Source organism: Massilia brevitalea (assembly GCF_030711405.1).
GTDB classification, from domain to species: Bacteria; Pseudomonadota; Gammaproteobacteria; order Burkholderiales; family Burkholderiaceae_D; genus Telluria; species Telluria brevitalea.
Genome location: NZ_JAULSI010000043.1, coordinates 1 through 20,770 on the forward strand (window position 1 = coordinate 1; position 20,770 = coordinate 20,770).

The following is a 20,770-nucleotide window of genomic DNA, read 5'->3' on the forward strand; positions in this document are numbered from 1 at the left end:
GGTGGAGTCCATCACATTAGGGTGGGCACTCCGTGCCCACGCGGTAGGTTCGTACCCTTGCACCTCTGGCGGTGAATATTCGCTCGCGAAATGGGCCATGGCCACGCCAAGCAAACCAGCGTCTGGCCTGTCCGCTCAACGAATCTCAGCCGACCCAGATACGCATCAGGATCGCCTTGCAATACCAGCCAGCATTCAGCCTGCTGTCGACAATGCCCGTTTCAAATTGACCATGCTCGAATGTGTTGCGCCGGAAAAGTCTCCAGAAACCTCCAACACCTTGCCGTCTGCACCGACAAACACAAAGATCCCGTAGTGATTATCGACGTCATCAAACCCGACGAATTTGACCAATTGGTCCTTTTTCAAGTGACCCACATCCTCTAATACGAGATACTCGGCGTTCAGCTTCAGGTTAAGTTCCTTTACCGTCCATGAATCACTGAAGTTGTAATCGCTAATTTTCTTCATCCGTTAAGCCCTCCGTGTTCCTGCATTGGCATCAGCTCTGCCGCGTCCCACACTCCGTACAAAACCTGGTACCCGGCTGCAGCAGCGTCGGGCAACTGATGCACGACACCTGCTGCGCCATCTTGAACCCGCATTCAGGACAAAACTTGGCGCCATGGGTCTCCGCCCGGCATTGCGGACAAACCAGCTGCATAGCCTGGGTCACATCACGCCGCGCCCCGCGCACCTTGCCTTCATCGTTCGCAATCTCCGATGCAGCGCTGACTTCGCCCTGCGCCCGTGCCTGCGAAATCTTGACATTGACGTTGGGCGCGCAGTTGTAGCACAGCCCGTTCTGGCCGTCGAAACAGGTGGCGCACACATAATCATGGCAATTGCCGCAGCGGTTGAAGTGAGCCTTGCCGGCCGCAATGGCTTCCGTAAACGCTTCATCGCGCGCACTGTGCCAGCCGGCCTGTGCCATGCCCGACAACACGCTGCTGGCATTGCCCAGCATGCCACCGAACATGCTCGCGCCTTTTTGCAGCCAGCCCGAGGCCTGCGCACTGCGATAAGGCTTGAAGTGCGTGCGCCAGCGGTCGCTGCAGCGCTCACAATAAAACTCGAACTGGAATCCGGCATCCACGCCTTGCGAATCGCTCAAGTCACGGTAATTGTTTGAGAACTGCATTTCCGACATATCAGTGGCCGCTTGTCTGTACAGGGAGAAGCCGATTATATCCACTTAGCAAAAAAACAGCAGCTTTCAGCTGAGCCTGGCAATGAGGCGTCGTATGTCCGCCACGTATCGCCGCGACCGTCGTGAATGCAACAATTTGCCAACAATAAACTAGCTTCCATGTATTTTTTTCCTGCCGGCTTTTGGTAGCATGCTCGGGTTTATCATCCGGCAAGGAACGGTTCATGAGTAAATTTACGCTGAATATCAACGGCAAGCGCCAGCAAGTCGATGTCGAACCCGATACGCCGCTGCTCTGGGCCCTGCGCGATACGCTCGGATTGGTCGGCGCCAAGTATGGCTGCGGCGCCGGCATGTGCGGCGCCTGCACCGTCCATATCGACGGCGTACCTACCCGTTCCTGCCTAATGCCTGTTTCCAGCCTGACCACGCAAAAGATCACTACCATCGAGGGCCTGGACAAGCACCACCAGCACCCGCTGCAGCAAGCCTGGCAGGAACTCGACGTGCCGCAATGCGGCTACTGCCAGTCCGGCCAGATCATGACGGCCTGCGCCCTGCTGAAACAGCATCCAAAGCCGAGCGACGCCCAGATCGATGAAGCCATGGCCGGCAACCTGTGCCGCTGCGCCACCTATACCCGCATCCGCGCCGGCATCCACCGCGCCGCCGAGATCGCGAACGTAGAGCGTGTTAAAAAAACTCCAGGGCAAGGCGCATCGACGAAGACAGTACGGCTGTACGACGAGGCGATGCAACGCCGCCATGGAGAAATTTTTAACACGCTCGGAAAGGGCAAGGCATGAACGCGCCGGCCAACTCTTCGCGCCGCCGCTTCCTTGGCACGAGCGCCATCGGCGCCGGGGCCCTGGTCATCGGCTTCGGTCCGACCGGCGCGCTGGCTGCGCCAAGTGCATCGGGCGCTGCCACCTTCGCCCCGAGCGCCTTCATTTCCATCGACCGCAAGGGCATCGTCACCCTGGTGTCGAAGCAGCCGGAAATCGGCCAGGGCATCAAGACCTCGCTGCCGATGGTGATCGCCGAGGAACTGGAGATCGACTGGAAGGACGTGCGCATCGTCCAGGGCGATTTGAATCCGGCCTACGGCAGCCAGGGCGCCGGCGGCTCGACCTCGACGCCGACCAACTACGAAAACTTCCATCGCCTGGGCGCGGCGGCACGCACCGTCCTGGTGCAGGCCGCGGCCCAGACCTGGAAGGTTCCGGTCAGCGAGTGCAGCGCCGCGCATGGCGCCGTCGTCCACGGCCCGAGCAAACGCAAGCTCGGCTACGGCGCCCTGGTGCCGCTGGCCGCGACCCTGCCGGCGCCGGAAGCGGCGCAGGTGCAGCTGAAGGACCCGGCCAGCTACACGCTGCTGGGCACGCGCATCGGCGGCGTCGACAACGCGGCGATCGTCAGCGGCAAGCCGCTGTTCGGCATTGACGTCCAGTTGCCCGGCATGCTGTACGCGGTGTACGCCAAGTGTCCGGTGTTCGGCGGCAAGCCGGTGAGCGCGAATCTGGATGCGATCAAGGCCATGCCGGGCGTAAAGCACGCCTTCATCATCGACGGTACCGACAACCTGAACGGCCTGCGTCCGGGCGTGGCCATCGTCGCCAGCTCGACCTGGGCCGCCTTCAAGGCGCGCCGCGCGCTGGAAGTGAAATGGGACGAAGGCGTGGGCGCCGGCCACAGCTGGGCCGATTTCGCCGCCCAGGCCCAGGCCGCCGCCGGCAAGCCGGGCGCGACCACCCTGCGCAAGGATGGCGACGTTGCCGCTGCCTTTGCCGGGGCCGCCAAGCTTGTGGAGGCAAGCTACCGCTACCCCTTCATCTCGCATGCCAGCATGGAGCCGCAGAACTGCACCGCCTGGTTCAAGCCGGCGGACGGCACGCTGGAACTGTGGGCGCCGACCCAGAACCCCGGTTCGGGCCAGGCCCTGGTGACCACGACCTTCGGCATTCCGAAGGAAAAGATCACGCTGCACATCATCCGCAGCGGCGGCGGCTTCGGACGGCGCCTGAGCTCGGACTTCATCGTCGAGGCGGCAGCCATCGCGCAAAAGGTTAACGCTCCGGTGAAGCTGACCTGGACCCGTGAAGACGACTTGCAGCACGACCATTTCCGCCCAGGCGGCTTCCACCACCTGCGCGGCGGCGTCGACGCCAACGGCAAGCTGGTCGGCTGGCAGAATCACTTCGTCACCTTTGCCAACCGCGTCGAGCGCGAAGGCAAGAGCATCCTGCAGCCGGGCAGCGGCGGCAGCTTGTCGGGCGACGAGTTCCCGGGCCGCTGGCTGGCCAACTGCCTGCTGGAACAGACCGCCCTCGAATGCCGGATTCCGATGGGGCCGTGGCGTGCGCCGGGCAGCAGCGTGTTTTCCTGGGTCTTCCACAGCTTCATCGACGAACTGGCCCATGCGGCCGGGCGCGATCCGGTGGACTTCCGCCTGGAACTGCTGGGCGACAGGGACATCATGGCGGGCACCGGCGAACGCGGCCAGCCGTACAGCGTGGCGCGCATGCGCAATGTGCTGAAGGAAGTGGCGGAGAAGTCGGGCTGGGGCAAGAAGACCTTCGCCAAGGGGCAAGGCGCGGGTGTGGCCTTCCACTTCAGTCACCGCGGCTACGTGGCGGAAGTGGCCGAGGTCACGGTGTCGAAGACGGGCCAGCTGAAGGTCGACCGCGTGGTGGTGGTGACCGACATTGGCGCCCAGATCGTCAACCTGAGCGGCGCCGAGAACCAGGTGCAGGGCTCGGTGATCGACGGCTTGTCGACCTTGATGTATCCGGAGCTGAACATCGAGAAGGGGCGCGTCGTGCAGAGCAACTTCCACGACTACAATTTGCTGCGCATGCCGGACACACCGACCAGGATCGACATCCACTTCCTGAAGACGGATTATCCGGTGACGGGCCTGGGCGAACCGGTGCTGCCGCCGCTGGCGCCGGCCGTGTGCAATGCGATTTTTGCGGCGACCGGCAAGCGGGTGCGTGAACTGCCGCTCAGCAAGACGGATTTGAGCTGGAGCTGATTGGCGTTTGTTCCGGCGGTTTCATACGGAAACCGACCGGACACACATGGGGCTATGTCATTCGCCCTATGCCAACGACGAGCCGCTGCGCTGGGCCGCGGCGTGCGCCGGATCGTTGTCCTTGCCGCCGTGGTGTTCGATGATCTGGGCCGCGCGGGCTGCCTGCGCCGCATCCGCGGTGGTAACGGTGATGATGCACTTGCCGATCTCCAGCCCCGGCGTGTACACATCCTTGTAATCGGTTCCGCCCTTCACCTCGGGCGAATCGCCCACCGTGAAATTCGCTTCCGAGGGACCGGCTTCGTCGCCGGTATGGCTGATCTCGATGCCGTTCGCATCGAATCCTTCGCCCAGCAGCGCCTGGCGTGCGCGCTCGGCTTCTTCCACAGTTTCCACTACACGTACGATCTGGTTCATGGCTGCTCCATTGTTACGGTTAAAACAACCGTACCAGAATCGCGGAGCCGGCGGCGCTCAGTCCAGGCTCACCTGCGGGATCACTGCGGTGACCTCGATCTCCACCCGCGCCCGGTCTTCCATCAAGGCCGCCACCTGCACCGCGCTCATCGCCGGATAGTGGCGCCCGATGACCTCCCGGTAGGCCGCGCCCAGCGCCGCACCGGCATCCAGGTATTCGCGCTTATCGAGCACATACCAGGTCATGCGCACGATGTGCTGCGGCCCGGCCCCGGCCTCGGCCAGCACCGCCAGGATGTTCGCCAGGGCCTGGCGCGCCTGGCCGACGAAATCGTCGGTCTGGAAGCGCCCCTCGGCATCCCAGCCGACCATGCCGCTGACGTGCACCTGCACCCCGCGCGCGGCGACGCCGTTGGCATAGCCTTTCGGGCGTGGCCAGCCTGGCGGTTGCAGTATCCGCAGCAGCGCGCTCATGGCGCGCTCCCGGCCACGGCTTCGCCCAGCAGCTCGCGCGCGATGATCAGTTGCTGCACTTCGCTCGCGCCTTCGTAGATGCGCAGCGCGCGGATGTCGCGGTACAGCATCTCCACCGGCTGGCCGCTGACCACGCCCAGGCCGCCGAACAGCTGCACGGCGGCGTCGATCACGGCTTGCGCATGCTCGGTGGCGGTCAGCTTGGCCATGGCCGCGGCCTTGGTCACCCGTTGCCCGCGGTCGCGTTCCCAAGCGGCACGGTAGGTCAGCAGCGCGGCAGCGTCGATTTTCGTCGCCATGTCGGCCAGCCTGGCCTGGGTCAGCTGGAAGTCGGCCAGGGTCTTGCCGAACATGCGGCGCGACCTCGTCCGCGCCAGGGCTTCGTCGAAGGCGCGCCGGGCGAAGCCGAGGGCGGCGGCGGCCACCGAAGTGCGAAATACATCCAGCGTGGCCATCGCCACCTTGAAGCCCTGCCCGCCCGCGCCGATGCGCTGGGCCGCAGGAACCCGGCAGCCCTCGAAACGCAAGCGCGCCAGCGGGTGCGGCGCGATCACCTCGATACGTTCGGCAACCGTAAAGCCGGGCGTATCGGCGTCGATAATGAAGGCGGAAATGCCGCGCGCGCCCTCGGCCTCGCCCGTGCGCGCGAACACGACATAAAAATCGGCGATGCCGCCGTTCGATATCCAGGTTTTTTCGCCATCGAGCACATAATCGTCGCCATCGGGCCGTGCTGCGCATGCCATGGCGGCGACATCCGAGCCAGCGTCCGGCTCGGACAAGGCAAACGCCGCAATCGCGGAACCGGCAGCCACGCGCGGCAGGTAGCGCGCCTTTTGTTCCTCGCTGCCGAACAGCGCGATGGCGCCGCTGCCCAGGCCCTGCATGGCAAACGCAAAGTCGGCCAGGCCGGCATGGCGCGCCAGGGTTTCGCGCACCAGGCAGATGCTGCGCGTGTCGATGGCGTCCAATGTCCCGCCGTAGTCGCGCCCGCCGACCGCATGGCGCAGCCAGCCGGCTTCGCCCAGCTCGGCCACCAGCGCGCGGCAGGCGGCGTCGACGTCGTGGCCGTGCGCCATGCTCAGGTGTGCACCGGCCCAGGCATCGAGCTCGCGTGCCAGCGCGGCGTGGCGCGGCTCGAAAAAGGGCCAGTCGAGATAGCTCGTATCCGTCATTTAATCCCCTTCAAAGCGCGGCGTTTCGCGCGCCACGAACGCGTGGTAGGCGCGGTGGAAATCGTTGGTCGCCATGCAGATCGCCTGCGACTGGGCCTCGGCCTCGATGGCTTCGTCCACGCCCATGTTCCATTCCTGCTGCAGCATCTTCTTGGTCATCGCGTGGGCAAAGGTGGGGCCGGCGGCCAGCGCGGCGGCAAAGGCCTGGGCCTCGCCCAGCAGTTCATCCGGCTCGATCAGGCGGTTCAAAAAGCCCCAGCGCTCGGCCTCTTCGCCACGCAGAGTGCGCCCGGTGTAGAGCAGTTCGGCGGCCCGGCCCTGGCCGATCACGCGCGGCAGCAGCGCGCAGGCCCCCATGTCGCAGCCGGCCAGGCCGACGCGCGCGAACAGGAAAGCGGTCTTGCTGCGCGCGGTGCCGTAGCGGATGTCCGAGCCCAGGGCCAGCATGGCGCCGGCGCCGGCGCAAACGCCGTCGATGGCGGCAACGATCGGCTGCGGACAGGCGCGCATGGCTTTCACCACGTCGCCGGTCATGCGGGTAAAGGCCAGCAGGCCGGGCATGTCGAGTTCGGTGAGCGGCCCGATGATCTCGTGTACATCGCCGCCCGAGCAGAAATTCCCCCCGCTGCCGGCCAGCACCACGGCGCGTACGTCGTCGGCCAGCGCCAGCGCGCGGAACAGCGCGCGCAGCTCGGCATAGGAATCGAAGGTGAGCGGATTCTTGCGATCGGGCCGGTCCAGGGTGAGCGTGGCCACGCCCTCCTCTACCTCGAACAGGAAATGCTGGGCCGGATAGCCGGCCAGGCTGCCGCGGTGACCAGGCAACGCGTGCGGCTCGCCCCTCAGGTAACGCATGGTGTGCTCCTCATTCATGTATCGGATGGCCGCGCCGGCGGCACGGCGGCCTGCTGGCGCTCGCGCTCCAGATTGCGCTCCAGCTGCAGCTTGCCGGCCCGGTACTGCTTGGGCCAGGCCGCGCCGGTATAGCCGATGCGCGCCGCCTCGGTCAGGGTCCAGGCCGGATTGGCCAGGTGCGGCCGCGCCACCGCGCACAAGTCGGCGCGGCCCGAGGCGATGATGCCGTTGGCGTGGTCGGCCTCATAGATCGAGCCCACGGCAATCGTCGGGATGCCCGCCTCGTTGCGGATGCGGTCGGCAAACGGGGTCTGGAACATGCGCCCGTACTGCACCTCTTCCAGGCGGCTGACCTGGCCCGAGGAACAGTCGATCATGTCGGCCCCGGCATCGCGGAACAGGCGCGCGATCGCCACCGCGTCGTCCGGGGTGATCCCGCCCTCGACCCAGTCGTGGGCCGAGATGCGCACGCTGATCGGCAGCTCTTGCGGCCAGACGGCGCGCAGGGCCGCGAACACCTCGAGCGGGAAGCGGCAGCGCTTGTCCAGGCTGCCGCCGTAGTCGTCCTCGCGGCGGTTGGTCAGCGGCGAAATGAAGCTCGACAGCAGGTAGCCGTGCGCACAGTGCAGCTCCAGCCACTCGAAGCCGGCCTCGCGCGCCGCCAGCGCCGCGCGCACGAAGTCGGCGCGGATGCGCACCATGTCGGCCCGGCTGGCCTGCGCCGCCCATTGCGATACGCCGGCGATGTACTGCTGGCTTGATGCCGCCACCAGCGGCCAGTTACCCGTGATGAGCGGCTGGTCGATGCCTTCCCAGGCCGGCCGGGTCGAGCCCTTGGCGCCGGCGTGGCCGAGCTGCACGCCGATCCTGGCATCCGAGTTCAGGTGCACGAAGTCGACGATGCGGCGCCAGGCCGCCGTGTGCGCCGGCGCATATAAACCCGGGCAGCCCGGCGTGATGCGGGCGTCGGCCGAGACACAGGTCATCTCGGCCATCACCAGCGCCGCACCGCCCATGGCGCGCGCGCCCAGGTGCATCAGGTGGAAGTCGCCCACCAGCCCGTCGACTGCCGAATACTGGGCCATGGGCGAGACCACGATGCGGTTCTTCAGCACCACGCCGCGCACCCGGTAGGGCGTGAACATCGGCGGCGGCGCAGGATCATGGTCCAGCGCCTCGCCCAGTGTGTCGCAGCGCGGCGGCTGCCCGGCCTGCTCGCAGGCGCGCCGCGCCAGCCAGCGCTCGAAGCCGGCCACATAGGCCGGGTCGCGCAGGCGCAGGTTTTCGTGCGACAGGCGCTGGCTGCGCGTGAGCAGCGAATAGGCGAACTGCTCGGCTTCCATGGCGCTGTAGCGCGCCACGTTCTCGAACCATTCCATCGAATTGCGGGCCGCGCTCTGCAATTTGAGCACCTCGACCGAACGCGCGGCGCGGTAGCCGTCGAGCACGGCGGGCAGCTCGGCCGCCGTGCGGCCGCGGCAGCGCACGGCCAGCTCGATCGCGTCTTCCAGCGCCAGCCTGGTGCCCGAGCCGATCGAGAAGTGGGCGCTGTGGGCGGCGTCGCCGAGCAGCACGACCGGCAGACGGCGGCCATCGGCGTCTTCCCAGTGCACCCACTCGCGGCACACCAGGCGCGGAAAGCGCGCCCACATGGCCGCGCCGCGGCTGTCAGGGCAGTCCTGGCCGCCGGCGGCCAGCAGCGGGTGCCCGTCCAGGTGGCGCGCGAACAGGCGCTCGCAAAAGGCCAGCGTCTGCCCCACATCCAGCCCCTCCATGCCGGCGGCGCGCCACACGCTTTCCGGCGTCTCGACGATGAAGGTCGAGGTCGTGCCGTCGTAGCGATAGGCGTGCGCCTGGAACCAGCCTTCTTCGGTATGCTCGAATGCGAAGGTAAAGGCATCGAAACGCTTGGTGGTGCCGAGCCAGACATAGCGGCAATGGCGCTGGTCGATCTGCGGCTGGAAGGTGGCCGCGTGGCGCGTGCGGATGCGGCTGTGGATGCCGTCGCCGGCGAGCAGCAAGTCGGCATCGTACTGGCGCGCCAGGGCCAGCTCGTCGTCCACCGGGGCATCGAACAGCAGGCGCACGCCCACTTCCTCGCAACGCGCCTGCAGGATGGCCAGCAGGCGCCGGCGGGCGATGCCGCAGAAGCCATGGCCGCCGGAAGTCACGCTGCGGCCCTTGAAGTGGATGGCGATGTCGTCCCAGTGATTGAAGGCGCCAAGGATGGCGTCGGCGCTGGCGGCATCGGCGGCCTGCAGCTTGCCCAGGGTCTGGTCCGAGAACACCACGCCCCAGCCGAAGCTGTCCGCGCGGCCGTTGCGCTCGACCACGGTCACCTCGTGCGCCGGATCGTCCTGCTTGAGCAGCAGCGCAGCGTACAGGCCGGCCGGTCCACCTCCCACGCACACGATCTTCATTGCAGCTCCGGTAGTCGATCCTGCCGCATATTAGATGAGCAATTAGTTTAGATGTCAAATAGTTCGATGAACCAGGACTGCTTTTCGATTGGATGCCTTGATTGGTCGGGAATTTAGTACAATCAGGAAATGTTGTGCCGGCCAGCACACTGAGACACATTTGAAATCGCCTTTTCCTCTTATAAGAACGATGAAGATCTCACAAAGGATTGCCCACTCCCGCCCATTGGCCACCACCGCCATGCACGGCCGCGTCGAAAGCATGCGCCACGCAGGCGAGGAAGTCATCGATTTCTCGATCGCGATCTCGCATTTCCCGGCGCCGGCCGCCGTGCTCGACGCCGTCGGCGCCGCCGTCGGCAACGTGCGCACCATGCCGTACACCAGCGTGGCTGGCGCCGTCGAGGTGCGCGAGCGCCTGTGCGGCAAACTCGCGCGCGAGAACGGCATCGCCGCCGGCGTCGACGAAGTCATCGTTACCAACGGCGCCAAGCAGGCCCTGTACGAAGCCCTGTATGCGATGAGCGACCCGGGCGACAGCGTCCTGATCTTCAAGCCGCACTGGCCGGCCTACGTGGCCACCTGCCAGCTGCTCGGCCTGCGCCCGGTGCTGGCCGACCTGCCCGGAGAAGTCACCCCGGCGTACCTGGCGGCTTGCGAGCCGGCGCGCATCGTCATCATCAACAACCCGCACAACCCGACCGGCAAGGTGTACAGCCGCGCCGAGCTCGAAGCCATCCGCGACTGGGTGCAGGCAAGCGGCGCCCAGGTGATCGTCGACGAAAGCTACGAACACCTGTCGTTCGGCCCGGCGCACACCAGTTTCGCTTCCCTCTGCGACTGGCGCGCGCTCGGCGTGGTGACCATCTTCTCGGCTTCGCAGAGCTACGCCATGATGGGCTGGCGCGTCGGCTTCGCGCTGGCGCCGGCGCCGCTGGTGAGTGCGATGCAGACCCTGCAGGGGCCGATCACCGCCGCCGCCGGCCACCTGAGCCAGGTGGCGACGGCCGCTGCGTTCGAGGCCGGCGTGCAGCGCCACATGATCGACGACTACCGCGAGCGGCGCGACATGGTGGTCCGGCGCTTCGGCGACGTGCCCTGGATCGACATGCACAGCCCGGATTCCGGCCCCTACCTGTGGGGCGACGTGCGCGCCCTCACCCACGACACGGTGGCCTTTGCCGAAGCCCTGATCGAGGAAGAGCAGGTCGCGATCATGCCGGGCGACGCCCTCGGCGTGCCGGGCCATATCCGGATCGGCTACATCTCGGACGACGTCGCCACGCTGCTCGAAGGCGTGCGCCGCGTGATCGCCTTTGGCGACCGCCGGGCCGCGCTCCAATGAAGCCGTCCGCTCCCTTCCTGAAGCTGAGCAGCCTGCGCAGCCGGCTGATGCTGCTGGTCGCGCTGGCGATCCTGCCGCTGGCGGTGATGACCGTGGTCGGCGGCATGCGCGAGCGCGAGCAGGCGGTCCAGGCTTCCGAGGAAAACCTGCGCCGCCTGACCAACCTGGCTGCGGCCAACGAGGCCCAGTCGATCGAGCGCGCGCGCCAGATCCTGGTCGACCTGTCCAGCGTGCCCGACCTGCTCGGCTCCACATCCGGCTGCAACGCCCTGCTGGCCGACGTCCTCGACCGCAACGAAGGCTACGTGAACTTCGGCCTGATCCAGCTGAACGGCGACGTCAGCTGCAGCGCGGTGCCGATGCTGCACCCGGTGAACCTGGGCGACCGCAGCCACTTCAAGCGCGCCATCTCGGAACGCCGCTTCATCGCCGGCGACTATGTATTCGGCCGCGTGATCCGGCGCCACACGATCAACCTCACCTACCCGGTGATCGACCGCGCCGGCAACGTGGCGGCGGTGGTGTTCGCGGCCATGGACCTGGCCGGCCTCGATACCTTCGTGAACGACATCAACCTGCCGCCCGGCTCGGTGCTGGTGACGGCCGACGCCAACGGCACCATCATCTCGCGCCGTCCCGACCCGGAACGCTGGTTCGGCTTGCGCGTGCCGGCCCGCCTGCGCGAAGCGATGCAGAGCGCGGGCCGGCGCGCCGTGGTGATCCAGGACGAGGACGGCATCGAGCGCCTGCACACCTTTGCCCGCGTCGGCGCCCCGACCCTGACCGACTATACCGTGACGATCGGGATCCCGACCGAGATCGTCACCGCCGGCGCGCGCCGCGCCCAGCTGATGTCGCTGGTCGGCCTGGCCGCGACCACCATGCTGGCCCTGCTGGCCGCCTGGCTGGCCGGCGACGTGCTGATCGTGCAGCGCGTGCGCAAGCTGAAGGACACCGCCACCCGCATCGCCGCCGGCGAGCTCGATGCGCGCTCGGGCATCGGCTACGAGCGCGAGGAAATCGGCCAGCTGGCCGAAGCGCTGGACGGCATGGCTTCCATCCTGCAGAAGAAGGAAGCCGCGCGCGGCCTGGCCGAACGCGAGCTGCGCGCCGCCGACCAGCGCAAGGACGAGTTCCTGGCGATGCTGGCGCACGAGCTGCGCAACCCGCTGGCGCCGATCAGCACCGGGGCGCACCTGCTCAAGCTGCTGCACTCGGATAACGCCCAGATCACGCAGACCTGCGCCATCATCGCGCGCCAGGTCGAGCACATGACCGGCCTGGTCGACGNGCACCGGGGCGCACCTGCTCAAGCTGCTGCACTCGGATAACGCCCAGATCACGCAGACCTGCGCCATCATCGCGCGCCAGGTCGAGCACATGACCGGCCTGGTCGACGATTTGCTGGACGTGTCGCGCGTGACGCGCGGCCTGGTCTCGCTGTCGACCCAGGTACTCGACCTGCGCAAGGTGGTCGACGACGCGGCCGAGCAGATCCGGCCCCTGATCGCCACGCGCCGCCACACCGTGGTGCTCGACCTGCCGCTGGAAGCCGCCACCGTCAAGGGCGACCACAAGCGCCTGGTGCAGGTGGTGGCCAACCTGCTGAACAACGCCAACAAGTACACGCCCGAAGGCGGCCGCATCGAACTGCGCCTGCGCCAGGACGACGGCGAATACGTGTTGACCGTCACCGACGACGGCATCGGCATGGAGCCGGCGCTGGTGGCGCGCGTGTTCGATCTGTTCAGCCAGGCAGAGCGCACCCCGGACCGCTCCCAGGGCGGCCTGGGCCTGGGCCTGGCGCTGGCCAAGAGCCTGGTCGAGCTGCATGGCGGCAGCGTCAGCGCCGACAGCCCGGGCCTGGGCAAGGGCAGCAGCTTCACGGTGCGCCTGCCGCGCCACACGCAAGACCTGCCGGTGTCGATCGCCCAGAGCCGCGGCCAGGCCACCGCCGCCACGCCCCTGAAGGTGCTGCTGGTCGACGACAACCTCGACGCCGCCCACACCCTGCAGCTGTTCCTCGGCGCGGGCGGGCATACGGTGGAAGTGGCCTATTGCGGCGCCGACGCGGTCGACGTGGCGCGCGTGTTCGAGCCCGACGTCTGCCTGCTCGACATCGGCCTGCCCGACTTCGACGGCAACGAACTGGCGCGCCGCCTGCGCCGCATGCCGCAGTCGACCGGCGCCACCCTGATCGCCATGACCGGCTACGGCCGCCAGCAGGACCGCGAAGCGGCAATGGCGGCCGGTTTCGACCACTACATGGTCAAGCCGGTGAACACGGTGGAATTGTCGGACCGGCTGGCGGAAGTGGCGGCGCAGCAGCACCCGCGCTAGCGCACGCCATCCGGCAACCGTGAGAAAGCCCGGTCCAGCGAATGCTGTGCCGGGCCTGGAAAATTCACAGCCGCGCCAATCGCCCCCCATCCACGTTCAGCGTCGCCCCGTTCACGAATGCCGCGTCGTCGCTCACCAGGAATGCAATCGTCGCCGCCACATCTTCCGGCTTGCCCACGTCCGCCGTGTCGATCACCTCGGCGCCGGATTTCACGTTCGGGTTATCCCACAGCATCGGCGTGTCCACGGCGCCCGGCAACACGGCATTCACGCGGATACCCCTGGCCTTGCCCTCGATCGACGCCGAGCGTGTCAGCGACAGCAGCGCAGCCTTGGCCGCCGCATAGGGCGCCACCAGCGGCTCCGTCTCCATTGCGTGGATACTCGACACGTTGACGACCGCGCCGCCGCGGCGCATCTTCAGGAACGCCTGCTTGATGAAATAGAACGCACCAAGCAGGTCGACGTCGAGCGTGCCGCGCCAATCGTCCGCGGTCTGCTCCTCGATCCGTTTGAAGTCCATGCGGCCGGCGTTGTTGACGACGATGTCCCAATTGCCGAGCTTCGCTGTCGTGGCGTCGACTGCCGCCGCGACCATCTCTTCGCGCGCCACGTCGCACAAGGCAGTGGCCACGCGGCCCGCAGCTTCCGTCTCCAGGTCGGCCATGGCGGTGTCGAGCTTGTCCTGGTGACGCCCGACCAGCATGACGCATGCGCCGTCCTGCAGCAGCCGGCGCGCAGCGGCAAGGCCGATACCGCCCGCGGCGCCGGTGACGATGGCGATCCGATTGTCCAGTTTCATACGTGCTTTACCTATTCAGTCGTTTCGGTTGACGCGAAAGAGCCGGCGCCGGTTCGCGCGGCATCGCTGCCGTCGGTGCGCGCTGCGGCGTTCGCTTCGGCGCAACAGGTTTCGTCGGGCATCAGGATGGGCACGTGCAGGCACATGCTCTTCGTCGGCAGCACGGCGCCCCAATCGCGGATCAGCTTACGGTAGGCTTCGCCGACGGGACGGATGTTGCGGTCCAAATCGAACAGCCCCAGCGGATTGACCGTGCCCCGCTCTTCGCGCAGCGCAATGTCCCAGTCGACCTGGTCGGTCAGCGAATACCAGGTGAAACCGATGACCGGCACGCCCGAGTTTCGCACCCGCAGCACGTTGGCCCATTGCTTGCGTAGCCAGTGCACGGCCTCGTCGCCGTTCGGCCCCTCGAGCAGATTGGTCTCCGTGTGCATGACGGGCAGGCGATAGCGGTCGTAGTACTGGTGGGTGATGACCGCATAGCCGAAGATCTCGCCCGACGCATGCGTCATGCCGTCGGCGCTGACGTAATGCTCGTTCGTCGGGTAATAATCGTTTCCCATGATGCAGTGGTGCCTGAGGTTATTCTGGAGGAAGAAGTGGTATTCCTCGCGCGTCATCCCGTTGTCCATCAGGTACTCGTACATCCCGGAATCGACGCGGCGGCCGTAGTTCAGATCCAGCGACAGGAAGCGGCGCGCATTGTTGATTTCGGCCGGGCCGATCGCGGCCGGATTCTCGGCGTGGTAGTACTCGGATGATTCGCTCTGCACGAACAATGCATTCGGCCGCACCTCCAGGATTTCGCGCATGGCCAGGATGTTCGCCTTGACGATGTGCTTGAGCGCCGTGACGAACGCCCGGTCGCTCGTCATCTGCTCGTTCCACCAACCGTACAGTGCCGAGAACACGGCGCAGATATGCATCTCATTGATGGGCGTGTAGACCTGGATCCAGGGATAACGCTCTGCAAAGGCGCGGGCGTACCTGGGGAATTCCAGCGCAAAATCGGGATTCTGGAAATTACCGATCCAGTCCGGCACGCCGAAGTGGCACAGGTCGACGATGGGGATGATGTTCAGCCGGCGCAGCTCGGAAAATGCCTCGTCTGCAAACGACCAGTCATACTTGTCCGGAGCTAGCCATGTGCATGACGGCCCACCGCGCCACTTCCTGGCCCGACTTCAAGGTGCAGCCCGGCGATTTGTTCCTGGTGATGGAAGTGCGCCAGGCCCACGAAGTGCGGCGCCGCCTGGGCCCGCGCGACGACGTCCAGGTCGCCCTGCTCGGCATGTGGTGCAAGCCGCCGATGCCGCACCTGCACGACCCGTATAAACTGGGCGACCCGTATTTCGACACCTGCTTCGTGCGCGTGCGCGACGCCGTGGCCAATCTTGCCGCCGACCTGCCGAACGCCCGCATCGATCCACCGACCACCCGTACCAAGACCGCCTGATGGACCGCGCCCAGCTACCTGTCACCACATCGACTTCCACCCTCCCCGCCGTCGTGTTCGGCATCGACACGCCGATCGGCCTGACCATCGTGCGCGACCTCGGCCGCCACGGCGTGCCCGTGTACGGCGTGGCCCGCAACAACGAAGGCCTGGGCCTGTCCTCGCGCTGGCTGCGCCGCGGCCTGGTGCGCGACGCCGGCGAAGAGGCGCAGGTGGCGCAGCTGGTGCAGCTGGGCCGGGAACTCGGCACTGCCTGCCTGTTCGCGGTGTCCGAAGGCGACATCGCCATGCTGAACCGGCACCGCGCGCGCCTCGGCAATTTCAAAATCATGTTCGCCGACCAGGCGCGCCTGGACAGCGTGCTGAACAAGGACCGCACCTACGAAGCGGCCGCGCGCGTCGGCGTGCGCGCGCCGCGCAGCGAGCAGATCACGAACATGGCCGAGCTGGATGCGCTGTGCGGCGTGCTGCGCTTTCCGGTGGTGCTGAAGTGGGCCAATCCGCACGGCGTCGGCGCCAAACTGCGCCCGCATGGGCTCACGGTGGCCAAGACCCATTATTGCGACACGCCCGGGCAACTGCGCGCCTACATGGCGCGCTTCGCGCCGGCCGGCATCTGGCCGCTGATCCAGGAATACTGCGCCGGCTACGGCCTGGGCCAGTTCGTGCTCATGAAGGACGGCCAGGCCCACTACACCTTCCAGCACCGCCGCCTGCACGAGTGGCCGCCCGAAGGCGGCTTTTCCAGCCAGTGCGAATCGGTGGCGCGCGAGCAGCACGCGGCCCTGATGGAGAAGTCGATCGCCCTGCTGCGCGAACTGGCCTGGGAAGGCATCGCCATGGTCGAGTACCGCTACGACCCGGTGCGCGACGAGGCGGCGCTGATGGAAGTGAACGGGCGGTTCTGGGGCAGCCTGCCGCTGGCCTATCACGCCGGCGCCAGCTTCCCGTGGCTGTGCTACCGCCTGTTCGGGCTGGGCGAGAACGTCGTCAACACGTCCTACCGCAGCGGCGTGCGCTGCCGCTTCATGGTGCCCGAGACCAAGCGCCTGCTGCGCATTTTGTTCGGACAGGACAAGATCAAGGACAAGACCATCCGCTTCCGGCGCCTGCCCGAGCTGGCCGGCTACTGCCTGGATTTCGTGCGGCCGGCTAGCCGGTATTACGTGTTCGAGGCGAAGGATCCGAAACCCTTCATCAACGATGTACGCGCCATGCTGGGCAAGGCGCTGAAACGCCGGTAGTCCTACGGCTTGCAGACACCAGCCCGCGCATGAGGTCCTGTTCGGCGCGCGAAAAACTGTCAGTTCGACAATGCCGTATCATGGAGCCCTGAACACAAGGAGACTCGATGGAATCGGTAGGTGTAGTGCTGGCCATGCTGCTGGCGGTAATCGGTAGCGGCTACCTGGTGCGCATGCTGCCTTTCGGCGTGCCGCTGCCCCTGGTGCAGATCGCCCTGGGGGCCGTGATTTCCGGTGTGTTCGGGCATGGCGTGACGCTCGACCCCGAGATGTTCTTCCTGCTGTTCCTGCCGCCGCTGCTGTTCCTGGACGGCTGGCGCATCCCGAAGGTCGGCCTGTTCCGCGACAAGGGTACGATCCTCGAACTGGCCCTGGGCCTGGTGATCTTCACGGTGGTCGGCGCCGGCTTCCTGATCCACTGGCTGGTGCCGTCGATGCCGCTGCCGGTCGCCTTTGCGCTGGCCGCCATCGTGGCGCCGACCGACCCGGTGGCGGTGTCCGCGATCACTTCGCGCATCCACGTGCCGCACCGCCTGATGCACATCCTCGAAGGGGAATCGCTGCTGAACGACGCCAGTGGCCTGGTGTGCTTCCGCTTCGCAGTGGCCGCCGCCATGACCGGCGCGTTTTCGCTGGCGAATGCCTCATTGACCTTCCTGTGGGTGGCGCTGGCCGGCATCGCGGTCGGCGTGGCGGTGACGGTGGCCGTGTCGTTCGTACAGCGCGTGATCGGCCAGCGCTTCGGCGAGGAACCCGGTTCGCCGATCCTGGTCAATCTGCTGCTGCCCTTCGGCGCCTACCTCGTGGCCGAACACATCCACGCGTCGGGCATCCTGGCCGCGGTGGCGGCCGGCGTGACGATGAGCTACGTGGAACTGTCGGGGCGCGCCCTGGCCACCACCCGCGTACGCCGCGCCGTGGTCTGGGACACGGTGCAGTTTTCCCTGAACGGCGGCATGTTCGTGCTGCTGGGCGAACAGCTGCCCGAGATCATCGAGCGCGCGCTGCGCCAGGCCGGCCCCGATGCCTCCCTCACGCCCTGGAAACTGTTCGGCATCGCCCTCCTCATCAGCCTGGCCCTGATCGTGCTGCGCCTGGTATGGGTGTGGGTGTCGCTGCGCCTGACGCTGCTGAACGCGCGCCTGCAAGGCCAGAAAGTCTACAAGCCCAACTTCCGCCTGGTGCTGGCGACCTCGCTGGCGGGCGTGCGCGGCGCCATCACCATGGCCGGCGTGCTGACCCTGCCGCTGGCCCTGCCAAGCGGCGCCGCCTTCCCGGGACGCGACCTGGCGATCTTCTTTGCCAGCGCGGTGATCATCGTCTCGCTGGTCGTGGCCAGCATCGGCCTGCCACGCGTGCTGCGCGGACTGGAAGTGCCCGAGGAAACCACCGAGGAAGCGCAGGAAGACCTGGCGCGCCACAATGCGGCGGTGGCGGCGATTGCCGCGATCGAGCGCGTCGGCCACAGCCACCTGGGCGAAAGCGAGCACGCCGACGTGCATGCCAGCGCAGTGGATCACGTGCGCGGCATCTACGAGCACCGCCTCGGCACCGGGCTGGCGGCGAACGAACCGTCGCGCATCCGCGTGGCGGAACAGGCCGAGAAGGAATACCGGCTGGCGGCGCTGCAGGCCGAGCGCGAGGCGATCCTGGCGCTCACGCACCAGCGCAAGGTGTCGGACGATATCGCGCGCAAGGTGCTGCGGGAAATCGATCTGGTCGAGGCGCGGTATCGCTAGTGAAAACAGCCGGGGTCAAGTCTGACATCCGGACACGAGCTCATGCTTTGGTATGCCGGCAAAGCGCTTTGCGCTGACACTTCAGCAATGCCAGCCTGAAACAGAAATGCCGGCATTGCCATCCGTCGAAGCCGCAATGGCTAATCCTTCGACGGCAATCGCGCTACGGAGCAGGACAATACGCGAGCACCATGAAGCAGTCGAGTTGCTCGTAGCGGCGGCAAGACAGGCTATTGCCGGTTGTCTCGCATTCCTCCTTCCAGGCTGCGCACAGGCCGCAATCCGGCCTGATTGCCCACGAATTCATGGAAAAGCCCAGCCCCAGTCCAAAACTCAGTACGCACAAGGCTTTTTTCAAACTGATCATCACGTTTCCCCTTCATTTTTTTGGTTGAAGAACGACGAAAGACTAGATACGCGGCGAGCCGGTCAATCACTTTTCCGAGTGCGATATGGCTACGTCACTGACTGAGCTCAGCGGCCAGTGTATATATAAAATTTCTGCAAAAGGAGGTTTATTGACCGATTACGCGCGCGCATAAGAAAAGGCGCGAATGACGAAGCGCGTTATGCATACGAGGTGGAATGCTGTCTTTCAGCTACCCAGCCGGAGGAAAAATGCCAGGCCTGATTCTCGCATCGGTGGAGCACGAAGCGCAGCCAGTCCAGCCAGGTCATCTCAGCAGCGCCAGGTTGTACTGCAAACGCTCGGCCAGAAGCTGACGCCAGGCGCCATCGAGCGTTTCCACGGCGTCGTCGAAGGTGCCGCCGATCCGGTCCAGCAGCGCATCGAGCCAGGCAGCCGCTTCCTCGCGGTTGCCAAAGCCGAAACGGTGTGCGTCGGCCAGCACCGCCTCGCGCGTGATGTCGAAACGACCGGTCGACAGCTGCATGGCCAGGTAGGCTGGCGTTTCAACCGGATTTGGCACGACGTCGAATGCCGGCGCCAGGCGCCACCCGCCGCCATCGGCATCGGCATCGAACACAATGGCATGGTTGCGCGGATGGTCGTCGTCGTTGCCGCAGACGGCGTTGAACACCATGCGGCCGAACAATTCGCGCCGGTCCTCGGCCGGCACACCGATCCAGCGCAGTTCCTCGGCCAGGCGCGGATAACTCCAGCGGTCGTTCGACAGGCCGCCCGGATATTCGGTCTGCAGCAGGCTGGCGGCGCTGACGCACATCGCACGCCGTTCCCGGTTGCGGTCGAAGCGCAGTACCCGTACGGCACTGCGGCCGCCCTGTCCTGGCGCAGCGGGGTGCAGGACCGTGGGCGCAAAGCGCAGGCCGCTGGCAGCTCCCCACTGCCGGGCGAAGTGCTCTAAACGCGGGATATCGGCCACGTCGTTGGGGAGGCTGGGTTTTACGAGCCAGTAGCCGCCGTCTTCGTCCTGTAGCGTGGCCTTGGGACGGGCGCCGCCGACGCTGGCGGTTTCCACCAGGCGCCGGCGCAGCCGCGCATGCACGGGCGGCTGCTGCGCATTCAGGGCAGCGAGTTCCTCGACAACCTGTTGCAGCTGCGGCAGTTTGGGGATGGCCAGCGCCGCCACTGAAGGCTTCGGACGCGTACCAACGGCCAGCGCACCCCAGCGGTCGGCATTGCTGGCCAGAACGAGGTAGCGCGCCATCGGCGTGTTCTGTGGAAGCTTGTGTTCACGACGCAGCAAAGCCTGGCCCCAGCCATCCGGACAGGCGTCGCGCAGCACGTCATGCAGGCCGCCATAGCGCGGCGCCGCAATCTCGACGTCGGGGTGAAAGGGCAGGTTCAAGGGATCGATTGCCCAGTTGAGGCCGGCGTCGGCATAGCTCGGCGCATACCTGAAGTAACCAGTGCCTTCGCTACCGGCCTGGTAACGCCCCACCGTGACCCAGTCACCCGTATCGGGGCGCTGAAGATAGACAAACAAAGGTTTAGAAGTAATCAACATTTGTTTTCACCCCTCCATCTTGGCTACGCACTCGCCTATTTCCGGTGTCTTGCCAAAAGACCGGGTCCAGGGCTGGAGCGGCTTTATCGATCACGCCCAGTATCAGCAGCGCCGTCATGTAGATGCCAATGCCAGCCCCGGGGTCGCCACGCTCCAGGCGGCGCAGCGTGGCCTGCGATATTCCCATCCGCTTGCACAGGTCCGCTGCCTTGACGCGCTGGCGCAGGCGCTGGGCATGGATACACCGGCCCCAGACGTTCAGGCGTTCAGCAACCAGACTCGGCAAATCCTGATTATCGAGCAGCTTTTTTGGCATCAAGATCCCTCATAGATAAGCAATTATAGGCTATAAAAGTAGTTCTATAATAAAAATACGGATATACGCATGCAT

General features: G+C 66.1%; 15 protein-coding genes and 3 pseudogenes. 7 read left to right on the forward strand and 11 right to left on the reverse strand.

Annotated elements, in window-relative coordinates:
- Positions 1-195: 195 nt before the first annotated feature.
- Both QWL29_RS21875 and QWL29_RS21880 read right to left on the reverse strand, forming a co-directional pair.
- Complete coding sequence (locus QWL29_RS21875) at positions 196-471, reverse strand: hypothetical protein (protein WP_305824972.1); 276 nt, start codon at positions 469-471, stop codon at positions 196-198.
- Between the two features lie 31 nt (positions 472-502).
- Entirely contained in the window at positions 503-1,150 is a 648-nt protein-coding gene (locus QWL29_RS21880; protein ID WP_305824973.1) for a zinc ribbon domain-containing protein, read from the reverse strand.
- 224 nt (positions 1,151-1,374) lie between these two features.
- On the opposite strand from QWL29_RS21880, the pseudogene QWL29_RS21885 reads away from it, so the two are divergent.
- Together QWL29_RS21885 and QWL29_RS21890 are read left to right on the forward strand one after the other, a co-directional pair.
- A pseudogene (locus QWL29_RS21885) lies at positions 1,375-1,818 on the forward strand ((2Fe-2S)-binding protein); the annotation flags it as partial.
- Positions 1,819-1,952: 134 nt separating this feature from the next.
- Entirely contained in the window at positions 1,953-4,184 is a 2,232-nt protein-coding gene (locus QWL29_RS21890; RefSeq protein ID WP_305824974.1) for a xanthine dehydrogenase family protein molybdopterin-binding subunit, read from the forward strand.
- Between the two features lie 66 nt (positions 4,185-4,250).
- Here QWL29_RS21890 and QWL29_RS21895 read toward each other — a convergent pair whose 3' ends face one another.
- The 5 genes from QWL29_RS21895 to QWL29_RS21915 are packed head-to-tail and all read right to left on the reverse strand — an operon-like array spanning position 4,251 to position 9,525.
- Positions 4,251-4,601: a hypothetical protein gene (locus QWL29_RS21895; protein ID WP_305824975.1), complete on the reverse strand. Its 351-nt coding sequence runs from the start codon at positions 4,599-4,601 to the stop codon at positions 4,251-4,253.
- A gap of 57 nt (positions 4,602-4,658) precedes the next feature.
- On the reverse strand, positions 4,659-5,063 hold the full coding sequence (locus QWL29_RS21900) for a RidA family protein (RefSeq protein ID WP_305825009.1): 405 nt from the start codon (positions 5,061-5,063) through the stop codon (positions 4,659-4,661).
- An 8-nt stretch (positions 5,064-5,071) separates the two neighbouring features.
- A complete protein-coding gene (locus QWL29_RS21905) occupies positions 5,072-6,250 on the reverse strand; it encodes an acyl-CoA dehydrogenase family protein (RefSeq protein ID WP_305824976.1) in 1,179 nt (392 codons plus the stop codon).
- Positions 6,251-7,105, reverse strand: a complete 855-nt coding sequence (locus QWL29_RS21910) for an enoyl-CoA hydratase family protein (RefSeq protein ID WP_305824977.1) — start codon at positions 7,103-7,105, stop codon at positions 6,251-6,253.
- 14 nt (positions 7,106-7,119) lie between these two features.
- Entirely contained in the window at positions 7,120-9,525 is a 2,406-nt protein-coding gene (locus tag QWL29_RS21915; RefSeq protein WP_305824978.1) for a bifunctional salicylyl-CoA 5-hydroxylase/oxidoreductase, read from the reverse strand.
- Positions 9,526-9,715: 190 nt separating this feature from the next.
- On the opposite strand from QWL29_RS21915, the gene QWL29_RS21920 reads away from it, so the two are divergent.
- Positions 9,716-10,870: a pyridoxal phosphate-dependent aminotransferase gene (locus QWL29_RS21920; RefSeq protein WP_305824979.1), complete on the forward strand. Its 1,155-nt coding sequence runs from the start codon at positions 9,716-9,718 to the stop codon at positions 10,868-10,870.
- Positions 10,867-13,153 (forward strand): annotated as a pseudogene (locus tag QWL29_RS26845) (hybrid sensor histidine kinase/response regulator); the annotation flags it as partial. The gene QWL29_RS21920 and the pseudogene QWL29_RS26845, both read left to right, overlap by 4 nt.
- Positions 13,154-13,274: 121 nt before the next feature.
- Here the strand turns inward: QWL29_RS26845 and QWL29_RS21935 are convergent.
- Both QWL29_RS21935 and QWL29_RS21940 read right to left on the reverse strand, forming a co-directional pair.
- Positions 13,275-14,012, reverse strand: coding sequence for an SDR family NAD(P)-dependent oxidoreductase (locus QWL29_RS21935; RefSeq protein ID WP_305824981.1), 738 nt, complete (start codon positions 14,010-14,012; stop codon positions 13,275-13,277).
- 11 nt (positions 14,013-14,023) lie between these two features.
- A pseudogene (locus QWL29_RS21940) lies at positions 14,024-15,115 on the reverse strand (family 1 glycosylhydrolase); the annotation flags it as partial.
- On the opposite strand from QWL29_RS21940, the gene QWL29_RS21945 reads away from it, so the two are divergent.
- The 3 genes from QWL29_RS21945 to QWL29_RS21955 all read left to right on the forward strand — a co-directional run bounded on the left by QWL29_RS21945 (position 15,112) and on the right by QWL29_RS21955 (position 18,451).
- Positions 15,112-15,468 carry an arsenate reductase/protein-tyrosine-phosphatase family protein gene (locus QWL29_RS21945; RefSeq protein ID WP_305824982.1) on the forward strand — a complete coding sequence of 119 codons (357 nt, stop codon included), beginning with the start codon at positions 15,112-15,114 and terminating at the stop codon, positions 15,466-15,468. The pseudogene QWL29_RS21940 and the gene QWL29_RS21945 sit on opposite strands and share 4 nt — an antisense overlap.
- On the forward strand, positions 15,468-16,712 hold the full coding sequence (locus QWL29_RS21950; protein ID WP_305824983.1) for a carboxylate--amine ligase: 1,245 nt from the start codon (positions 15,468-15,470) through the stop codon (positions 16,710-16,712). The genes QWL29_RS21945 and QWL29_RS21950 overlap by 1 nt, the downstream gene beginning before the upstream one ends.
- A gap of 107 nt (positions 16,713-16,819) precedes the next feature.
- The gene (locus QWL29_RS21955; RefSeq protein WP_305824984.1) at positions 16,820-18,451 is read left to right on the forward strand and encodes a Na+/H+ antiporter; all 1,632 of its coding nucleotides are present in this window, start codon (positions 16,820-16,822) and stop codon (positions 18,449-18,451) included.
- Between the two features lie 674 nt (positions 18,452-19,125).
- Here QWL29_RS21955 and QWL29_RS21960 read toward each other — a convergent pair.
- Together QWL29_RS21960 and QWL29_RS21965 are read right to left on the reverse strand one after the other, a co-directional pair.
- On the reverse strand, positions 19,126-20,379 hold the full coding sequence (locus QWL29_RS21960) for a type II toxin-antitoxin system HipA family toxin (protein ID WP_305824985.1): 1,254 nt from the start codon (positions 20,377-20,379) through the stop codon (positions 19,126-19,128).
- Entirely contained in the window at positions 20,363-20,695 is a 333-nt protein-coding gene (locus tag QWL29_RS21965) for a helix-turn-helix domain-containing protein (protein ID WP_305824986.1), read from the reverse strand. Before QWL29_RS21965 ends, QWL29_RS21960 begins: the two co-directional genes overlap by 17 nt.
- Positions 20,696-20,770 lie beyond the last annotated feature (75 nt).

Coding starts and splice junctions, on each gene's coding strand:
- QWL29_RS21875 (WP_305824972.1), bottom strand. CDS start 471: ATGAAGAAAATTAGCGATTACAACTTCAGTGATTCATGGACGGTAAAG.
- QWL29_RS21880 (WP_305824973.1), bottom strand. CDS start 1,150: ATGTCGGAAATGCAGTTCTCAAACAATTACCGTGACTTGAGCGATTCG.
- QWL29_RS21890 (WP_305824974.1), top strand. CDS start 1,953: ATGAACGCGCCGGCCAACTCTTCGCGCCGCCGCTTCCTTGGCACGAGC.
- QWL29_RS21895 (WP_305824975.1), bottom strand. CDS start 4,601: ATGAACCAGATCGTACGTGTAGTGGAAACTGTGGAAGAAGCCGAGCGC.
- QWL29_RS21905 (WP_305824976.1), bottom strand. CDS start 6,250: ATGACGGATACGAGCTATCTCGACTGGCCCTTTTTCGAGCCGCGCCAC.
- QWL29_RS21910 (WP_305824977.1), bottom strand. CDS start 7,105: ATGCGTTACCTGAGGGGCGAGCCGCACGCGTTGCCTGGTCACCGCGGC.
- QWL29_RS21915 (WP_305824978.1), bottom strand. CDS start 9,525: ATGAAGATCGTGTGCGTGGGAGGTGGACCGGCCGGCCTGTACGCTGCG.
- QWL29_RS21920 (WP_305824979.1), top strand. CDS start 9,716: ATGAAGATCTCACAAAGGATTGCCCACTCCCGCCCATTGGCCACCACC.
- QWL29_RS21935 (WP_305824981.1), bottom strand. CDS start 14,012: ATGAAACTGGACAATCGGATCGCCATCGTCACCGGCGCCGCGGGCGGT.
- QWL29_RS21945 (WP_305824982.1), top strand. CDS start 15,112: ATGCCTCGTCTGCAAACGACCAGTCATACTTGTCCGGAGCTAGCCATG.
- QWL29_RS21950 (WP_305824983.1), top strand. CDS start 15,468: ATGGACCGCGCCCAGCTACCTGTCACCACATCGACTTCCACCCTCCCC.
- QWL29_RS21955 (WP_305824984.1), top strand. CDS start 16,820: ATGGAATCGGTAGGTGTAGTGCTGGCCATGCTGCTGGCGGTAATCGGT.
- QWL29_RS21960 (WP_305824985.1), bottom strand. CDS start 20,379: ATGTTGATTACTTCTAAACCTTTGTTTGTCTATCTTCAGCGCCCCGAT.
- QWL29_RS21965 (WP_305824986.1), bottom strand. CDS start 20,695: ATGCCAAAAAAGCTGCTCGATAATCAGGATTTGCCGAGTCTGGTTGCT.